The 1,431-nt window shown below is 71.7% G+C and carries 2 protein-coding genes; one reads left to right on the top strand and one right to left on the bottom strand.

Features of this window, described 5'->3' with window-relative positions; translation table 11 throughout:
• Positions 1–835 (bottom strand): tRNA (adenine-N1)-methyltransferase (locus I0Q12_RS26675; protein WP_197256329.1); only part of this gene is annotated, 835 nt, incomplete at its 3' end.
• Positions 836–1,030: 195 nt separating this feature from the next.
• On the opposite strand from I0Q12_RS26675, the gene I0Q12_RS26670 reads away from it, so the two are divergent.
• The coding region (locus I0Q12_RS26670) for an acyl-CoA thioesterase domain-containing protein (RefSeq protein WP_197256327.1) at positions 1,031–1,431 on the top strand (401 nt) is incomplete at its 3' end.

The following is a 1,431-nucleotide window of genomic DNA, read 5'->3' as shown; positions in this document are numbered from 1 at the left end:
GGCGCTGCGGCTTCGGGGTCTCCACCCCGTCCTGCAACCGGCGGGCACTGACCAGGAACGCGGTGTGCCCCTGCATCCGATGCTCCGGACGCACCGCCAACCCCACCACGTGCCAGCCCCGCACCATCGACTCCCACGACCGCGGCTCGGTCCAGCAGGTCTGCTCCCGCAGCGCCTCCACCACCCGCGACAGCTGCGTCGTCGTCGCCACGTAGACGATGAGCACCCCCCCGGGCACCAGCGCCTTCTTCACCGTCTCGAGCACATCCCACGGCGCCAGCATGTCCAGCACCACCCGATCGACCCGCCCGTGGGTCTCCACGTCGTAGTCCGCCAGATCCGCCAGCTGTGTCGTCCAGTTCTCCGGGCGCTCCCCGAAGAACGTGGTCACGTTCCGCTCGGCGTGCTCGAGATGGTCCTCGCGCACCTCGTACGAGATCACCCGGCCGGTCGACCCGACCGCCCGCAGCAGCGAACACGTCAATGCCCCGGACCCGGCGCCCGCCTCGAGCACCGTCGCCCCCGGGAAGATGTCGCCCTCCTGCACGATCTGCGCGGCGTCCTTCGGGTAGATCACCTGCGCCCCGCGCGGCATCGACATCACGTAGTCCACCAGCAGCGGCCGCAACGCCAGGTACGGGGTGCCGTTGGTGGAGGTCACCACCACGCCCTCGTCGGTGCCGATCAGATCGTTGTGCAGGATCCCGCCGCGGTGGGTGTGGAACTCCTTGCCCGGCTCGAGCACCACGGTGTACTTGCGGCCCTTGGCGTCGGTCAACTGCACGCGATCACCGACCTGGAACGGTCCGCTACGCCCGAGTCCGCCTGCTGCCATCGCCGTGTCCACCCTCGTCTGCTCGCCTGCCGGATCGGCCCGGGCACTGCGCCGGACCGTCCCACAGCCTGCCAGGTCACCCGAGCGTCGCTGCACACACCCCACCCACCGCCGCCTCGTTCCGGCACTCGGTGTCATCATCGTCGGACGGCGGTTCACCCCCAGCCGCCGCGAAGTCCCGAGGAGAGAACCGAAGTGAGCGACGCGGCCTACTACGTGCCGACGACCGGCCCGGCCGGCACCACCGACAGCGCAGTCCACATCGAGTGGTTCCGCCCCACCGACCGCACCGTCAGCACCTGGGGCACCACCCTGCAGCACGGGGCGCCCCCGTCGGCGCTGCTCGCCCGCGCCCTCGACCGGTGCGGCGCCCGCCCCGGCACCCGCCTGACCCGCATCACCGTCGACCTGCTCGGACCGGTCCCGCTCACCGACCTCGAGGTCCGCTCCTGGATCGAACGGCCCGGCCGCAAGATCGAACTCGTCGTCGCCGAACTGTGGGCCGCCGGCCCCGACGGCACCCACCGGGCGGTGGCGCGCGGCTCCGCGTGGCGCCTGGAAACCGTCGAACTACCCGAGGTCGCGAACGCCGCCGA

The sequence above is a fragment of the Rhodococcus sp. CX genome (assembly GCF_015865005.1).
In the GTDB taxonomy this organism is placed as follows: Bacteria; Actinomycetota; Actinomycetes; order Mycobacteriales; family Mycobacteriaceae; genus Rhodococcus.
This window is presented reverse-complemented; position numbering and strand designations above follow the sequence as displayed.